This window comes from Streptococcus sp. HMSC072D05, assembly GCF_001815805.1.
In the GTDB taxonomy this organism is placed as follows: Bacteria; Bacillota; Bacilli; order Lactobacillales; family Streptococcaceae; genus Streptococcus.
On record NZ_KV821988.1, the window covers coordinates 29,982 to 34,737 of the forward strand.

General features: G+C 36.0%; 5 protein-coding genes. 3 read left to right on the forward strand and 2 right to left on the reverse strand.

Features of this window, described 5'->3' with window-relative positions:
- On the forward strand, positions 1-497 hold a 497-nt coding region (locus HMPREF3057_RS01720; protein WP_180364439.1), incomplete at its 5' end, for an IMP dehydrogenase.
- Between the two features lie 52 nt (positions 498-549).
- Here HMPREF3057_RS01720 and recF read toward each other — a convergent pair.
- Together recF and yaaA are read right to left on the reverse strand one after the other, a co-directional pair.
- Positions 550-1,647 (reverse strand): DNA replication/repair protein RecF, encoded by a 1,098-nt coding sequence (recF, locus tag HMPREF3057_RS01725; protein ID WP_049479383.1) that lies wholly within the window; start codon positions 1,645-1,647, stop codon positions 550-552.
- A gap of 2 nt (positions 1,648-1,649) precedes the next feature.
- Positions 1,650-2,018: a S4 domain-containing protein YaaA gene (gene yaaA / locus HMPREF3057_RS01730; protein ID WP_049479384.1), complete on the reverse strand. Its 369-nt coding sequence runs from the start codon at positions 2,016-2,018 to the stop codon at positions 1,650-1,652.
- Between the two features lie 160 nt (positions 2,019-2,178).
- Between yaaA and yfmF the strand changes: the two genes are divergently transcribed.
- Both yfmF and yfmH read left to right on the forward strand, forming a co-directional pair.
- The gene (gene yfmF / locus HMPREF3057_RS01735) at positions 2,179-3,429 is read left to right on the forward strand and encodes an EF-P 5-aminopentanol modification-associated protein YfmF (protein ID WP_049479385.1); all 1,251 of its coding nucleotides are present in this window, start codon (positions 2,179-2,181) and stop codon (positions 3,427-3,429) included.
- Positions 3,426-4,709 (forward strand): EF-P 5-aminopentanol modification-associated protein YfmH, encoded by a 1,284-nt coding sequence (gene yfmH, locus HMPREF3057_RS01740; RefSeq protein WP_049479386.1) that lies wholly within the window; start codon positions 3,426-3,428, stop codon positions 4,707-4,709. Before yfmF ends, yfmH begins: the two co-directional genes overlap by 4 nt.
- The last annotated feature ends 47 nt before the right edge of the window (positions 4,710-4,756 follow it).

The following is a 4,756-nucleotide window of genomic DNA, read 5'->3' on the forward strand; positions in this document are numbered from 1 at the left end:
ATGCAGCAGCTGTTGCGCGTGAATATGGAAAAACAATCATTGCTGATGGTGGAATCAAGTATTCTGGAGATATTGTAAAAGCCCTTGCTGCAGGTGGAAATGCGGTTATGCTTGGATCAATGTTCGCTGGAACAGACGAAGCACCAGGTGAAACGGAAATCTTCCAAGGACGTAAGTTTAAAACTTACCGTGGTATGGGATCAATCGCTGCAATGAAGAAAGGTTCAAGTGACCGTTACTTCCAAGGTTCTGTCAATGAAGCAAACAAACTTGTTCCAGAAGGAATTGAAGGACGTGTTGCCTATAAAGGCGCAGCAGCTGATATTGTCTTCCAAATGATTGGTGGTATTCGCTCTGGTATGGGTTACTGTGGTGCAGCTAACCTTAAAGAATTACACGACAACGCTCAATTTATTGAAATGTCTGGGGCTGGTCTAAAAGAAAGTCATCCTCATGATGTACAAATTACTAATGAAGCACCAAACTACTCTATGTAGGAAGTAAAAAAGAACTCCTGATTTTCAGGAGTTCTTTTTGTTTACAGTTTTGTCAATTTTGATTTACAGAAATTTTACCGTTTTGAATATTGAAAATACTAAGGTTTTCTGGCAAGTTTTGTAAGTGGTCTAAACTTGTTGTTGTAATAAAGGTTTGGATAGATTGAGAAATGGTTTCTAGTAATTTTAGTTGCCGTGTATTGTCAAGTTCGCTCATAACATCATCAAGCAGTAGTATCGGAGACTCGTTTGTAATACTTTCCATTAGCTCAATCTCTGCTAGTTTGATAGAAAGTACTAGACTACGATGTTGACCTTGGCTTCCAAAACTAGCATCCATACCATTGATATAAAAAGAAATATCATCTCGATGAGGGCCAACTCCAGTATTCTTTTTAAATAAGTCTCTGGATCTGCTTTTCTCCAAAGCAGTTTTAAAAGAACGTGTTAGCTGTTCTTCATCAGTGAAGTTGACAGATGATTGATAAAATATTGACAACTCTTCTAATTTATTTGAAATTTCTAAGTGTTTTCTTTGACCAAATTTCTCTAAGTCTTTAATGAATTTTATCCGATGCTTTATAACACGACACCCATACTCTACTAGCTGATCGTCTAAGACTGACAGAAATGTATCGTCAATCTTCTGGCTGGATTTTAGATAGGTATTTCTCTGCTTGAGTATATGGTTGTAGTTTGACAAGTCTGACAAGTAGATTGGTTTTATTTGTCCCAGTTCAATGTCTATAAACTTTCGACGGACAGAAGGCGCTCCTTTAATTAGCTGGAGATCTTCAGGTGCGAAGAGGACAACATTCATATGTCCGATGTAGTCTGATAGGCGAGCTTGTTTTAAGTGATTGACCTTGGTCACACGCCCTTTTGGTGTTAAATCAATTTCTAGAGGGATAGAGCTTGTTTTTTTCTGTAGCAAGCCAGAAAGATGGAGTTGCTCGTCATCAAAATGAATGAGATTTTTATCTGTACGAGTCCGATGACTACGTGTCAAGGCCAAGAAATAGATTGCCTCTAGAATATTGGTTTTTCCTTGTGCATTTTGACCTAGAAAGACATTTAATTTTGGATTAAAATCAATTATTGCCTCTTTGTAGTTTCGAAAGGTTTTAATTGTTAAATGTTGGAGCCACATGGTTATCTTCCTGGAAAACGTGGAACTTGTTTGGTTTTGGGTGATGAAGAAGTTTTTTGTTTTTCTTTCTTGACACCTTTATTCATCTCTTTGACAAGTTTAGCAATTCGCTCTTTCTCAATCTTATCTGCTTGATACTCTTCTTGCTCTTTTAAACTTGGTTTTGTCAAGGTGATGTCAATCTTTAAATCAGGAATGTCAATCGTATCTCCAATACGGATTTTTTTCCCACGTCTACTTTCTAACTCGCCATTAAAGTAAACTTGATGATCTATTAAAAAGGATTTGATAGCACCACCGCTTTGTATAATTCCAAGTTCTTTTAGGAGGGCTTGGAGCGTAATAAAATCTTCAAATAATTTGTATTCCATAATTCACCTCAATCTTTGGTATTATACCATATTTTCCTTGAAATAGCTGAAGGAAAGTTAGTTGAAATGAAAACGGTTTTACTCTTTAAAGCTATAAAGAGAACAAGAAAAATTTTGATTTTCGTGGTATAATAGAACTCTATATGTAAGGAGGTAAGGTATGGAATTAGTGCCTGGAATTTCAGCACATTTTGTTCAATCCAAAAAGTTTAAAACAAATAAAATCACTATTCGTTTTACTGCTCCCTTATCTCTTGAGACAATAGCAGGACGCATGTTAAGTGCGAGTATGTTGGAGACGGCAAATCAAGCTTATCCAACATCACAAGCATTTCGCAGATACTTGGCAAGTTTATATGGAACAGATATTTCCACAAGTGCTTATCGTAGAGGACAAGCACATATTCTTGACTTAACATTTACCTACGTGCGGGATGAGTTTTTGAGTAAAAAAAATGTCTTGACTTCTCGAATTTTGGAATTAGTAAAACAGACTTTATTTTCCCCCTTAGTTCAAGATGGTGCTTTTGAGCCAGCCTTGTTTGAAATTGAAAGAAAACAGTTATTGGCTAGTTTAGCTACTGATATGGATGATTCATTTTATTTTGCTCATAAGGAGTTGGATAGCTTGTTCTTCCATGATGAACGTCTTCAATTGAGATACAGTGATTTACGAAATAGCATTTCAAATGAGTCTCCAGAAAGTAGCTACACTTGCTTTCAAAATGCTCTGAAGAATGATCGTATTGATTTCTTTTTCTTAGGTGATTTTAATGAAGTAGAAATTACAGAATCGTTGAAGTCATTACCCTTTACAGTTAGAGAGAACGGCATCACTATCCAGTACTATCAATCTTGTTCGAATGTCCTAAGAGAGGGAATGATTCAGAGGAATGTTGGGCAATCCATTTTGGAATTGGGTTATCATTCTCCTGTAAAATATGGTAATGATGAGCATTTGCCCATGCTTGTGATGAATGGTTTGTTGGGTGAATTTGCACATTCGAAACTTTTTACAAACGTTCGTGAAAATGCTGGAATAGCCTATACAGTCTCGAGTCAATTGGATTTGTTTAGTGGCCTGTTAAGGATGTATGCGGGTATTGATAGAGAAAATCGAAATCAGGCTAGAAAAATGATGAATCATCAATTGCTAGATATGAAAAAGGGTAACTTTACAGATTTTGAACTTGAACAAACCAAGGAGATGATTCGACGATCTTTGTTGATGGCTCAAGACAATCAACAGACCCTAGTTGAAAGAGTCTATTTGAATACTCTATTTGGAAAATCAATCTTTGATATTGATCGATTGGTGGCAAAATTAGAGAATGTTGAGAAAGAAGCTGTATGTAAAGCTGCCAACAGTTTAAAGTTACAAGCGATTTACTTTATGGAAGGAGTAGAATGACAAAGGTTACTTTTGAAGAAAAATACTATTCTGCTGTAAAGGAAACAGTCTACAAAACAAAATTGTCAAATGGGTTGACAGTTTCTTTACTCCCTAAGCAAGATTTCAATGAGGTTTATGGGATTGTAACGATTCAATTTGGTTCTGTAGATGCAACTTATACAAGCTTGGACAAAGGTTTACGTCATCATCCAGCAGGAATTGCACATTTTCTTGAACATAAATTATTTGAAAGAGAAAATTCTGAGGATATAATGGCCGCGTTTACTCGATTAGGTGCGGACAGTAATGCCTTTACAAGCTTTACTAAGACCAGCTATCTTTTTTCAACAATTGACCATCTATTAGAAAATTTAGATTTGCTAGATGAGTTAGTCAAAGATGTTCATTTTACTGAAGAGTCTGTTTTGAGGGAACAGGATATTATCCAGCAAGAACGAGAAATGTACCAAGACGATCCAGACTCACGCTTGTTTTTTGCAACATTAGCCAACCTTTATCCTGATACTCCTTTAGCAACAGATATTGTTGGAAGTGAAAAATCAATTGCTGAGATTCAAGTTTCAAATTTAAAAGAGAACTTTACAGACTTTTACAAACCTGTCAACATGTCACAGTTTTTAGTTGGAAATATTGATGTGGAAGTTGTTGAGGAATACTTTTCGAAAAAGGAAAAGAAGACTTTAGAACAGTTTACAGTTACAAAAGAGAAACTACCCTTGCAGCCTGTGAAGCAAACAGATAGTCTTCGGATGGAAGTTTCTTCACCCAAGCTTGCTGTTGCTATTAGAGGAACTGGTCAAATAACGGAAGAGGAGTCTTATCGTTACAATATTTTATTGAAATTACTATTTACGATGATGTTTGGTTGGACTTCTGATCGTTTTCAAAAGTTATATGAGACTGGGAAGTTAGATACGTCATTGTCACTTGAGGTTGAAGTCAACAGTCGCTTTCATTTTGTGATATTGACAATGGACACCAAAGAGCCTGTTTCTCTGTCGCATCAATTTCGTAAAGCGATTCGTCAGTTTAGTAGTGATGCGGATATTACTGAGGAGCATTTAGATCTTGTTAAGAGTGAGATGTTTGGGGAGTTTTTCAGTAGCATGAACTCTTTGGAATTTATTGCAACTCAATACGATCCGATGGATCGCGGAGAAACAATTTTTGATTTTCCGAAAATTTTACAGGAAATTACTTTGGAGGATGTTCTAGAAGCTGGACATCGTTTGATTGATAATGGTGATCTAGTTGATTTTACAATCTTTCCAGCTTAAAAGATGACTAATACTAGAAAGAAGGAATGGTACGTATGAGAAAAAAA

Excerpts from the sequence above, each read along its gene's own strand:
- recF (WP_049479383.1), bottom strand. The coding sequence starts at position 1,647 with ATGTGGCTCCAACATTTAACAATTAAAACCTTTCGAAACTACAAAGAG.
- yaaA (WP_049479384.1), bottom strand. The coding sequence starts at position 2,018 with ATGGAATACAAATTATTTGAAGATTTTATTACGCTCCAAGCCCTCCTA.
- yfmF (WP_049479385.1), top strand. The coding sequence starts at position 2,179 with ATGGAATTAGTGCCTGGAATTTCAGCACATTTTGTTCAATCCAAAAAG.
- yfmH (WP_049479386.1), top strand. The coding sequence starts at position 3,426 with ATGACAAAGGTTACTTTTGAAGAAAAATACTATTCTGCTGTAAAGGAA.